The sequence below is a fragment of the Campylobacter sp. BCW_6873 genome (assembly GCF_001762365.1).
Classification (GTDB): Bacteria; Campylobacterota; Campylobacteria; order Campylobacterales; family Campylobacteraceae; genus Campylobacter_D; species Campylobacter_D jejuni.
The window spans coordinates 1-1,227 of record NZ_MJWS01000094.1 but is presented as its reverse complement, the minus strand read 5'-3'; the positions used below and the strand labels follow the sequence as shown (position 1 = coordinate 1,227).

At 26.0% G+C, this 1,227-nt stretch carries 1 protein-coding gene; it reads left to right on the top strand.

The window, feature by feature from the left end:
• Window positions 1–1,107, top strand: a 1,107-nt coding sequence (locus AJ932_RS10815) for a hypothetical protein (RefSeq protein WP_261660115.1), incomplete at its 5' end; no start/stop codon positions are given.
• Window positions 1,108–1,227: the final 120 nt, after the last annotated feature.

Below are 1,227 nucleotides of genomic sequence, written 5' to 3'. Positions count from 1 at the left end.
AAGATAGATCAAAAATGGTATGAAGCTAAAGAACCTAATGAATTCAATGATGGTTTTTGGGGTTTTGGAACTGGAATTGCTAATGTTGCAGAATCTCTTATAGGATCTCCTGGCAAAGTATTTAACAATAACCAATATGTATTAGATAGCAGTATTGATAAAAATTGTTATATTATTAAAAAACTAAGAAGCCCCCAAGCCTTCAAACCCTCTAATCGTTGCACTTTAGAACTTTCTAAAGAACAATATGAAATCCTACTTGCAAATATTAAAAATGATTTTAATACTACAAAAGAAATTACACCTAATAGCAAAGAACCAATCAATGAAGAATTTACCTATAAGCTTCTTGAAAACAACTGCGTTACTTGGGTTATTCAAAAACTTTCTGATATAGGAATAGAGCTTATTGATGATGAATATAAAGTGCCTGGAAATTTGATAGATATCTTTGGCTTGATCAAATCTCTTCACTCTATCTTTTTGAAATTTCAAAACATTGATGATAATTTACAAAGTGTAAAAGGTGCAAGAGCTTTTATTACTTGGACTAGATCTATGCTAGATAATAATTATATATGTTATGTAAATCAGGAAAATTTAGAAAAGAAAATACAAACTTTTTGTAAAAAAGATATAGAAAATCAAAGATATTATGAAAGTATTAAAAAATTTTATGATAAGGCCTCCCAACTTAAAAGTATATATAATAAATTAGATTTTTGTTTGGAATCTATCACTAAAAAATTTAATACAAGCATAAAAGGCGATTTTGAATTGATTTATTTCGATAGAAAAGATAGACAAATTAAACTTTTAAAAGCAGATAATGATTATGAAGCTATTGCGATACAAGATTTAGATTTGAGTCAAAAATATAATAATTTTAGTGTGAGTAAGTTTTATCCTTTTATTTTTATACCTAAAGATGAAATGCTTTCAAGAATGCTTTATCATAAATATGATTATGGTAATATCTCACAAGAATATCAAAAAGATAGAAATGAATTTTATTTTAATGTTTTAGCAGGAGAAAAAAGCGATAAATACTGGAGTTTAAGTTATCATAAAATGACTAAAAATTTAAGGAAAATTCATGCCTCTTGAAAAAGTAAAAGAAACAATTTTTGCTTATGATAAAGAAGTGATTGATTGTGAAGTTTTAAAGGCTAAAAATGTTGATTTAACTCATTCTAAAATTTATTTTCAAGGTATACTCCTTACAGG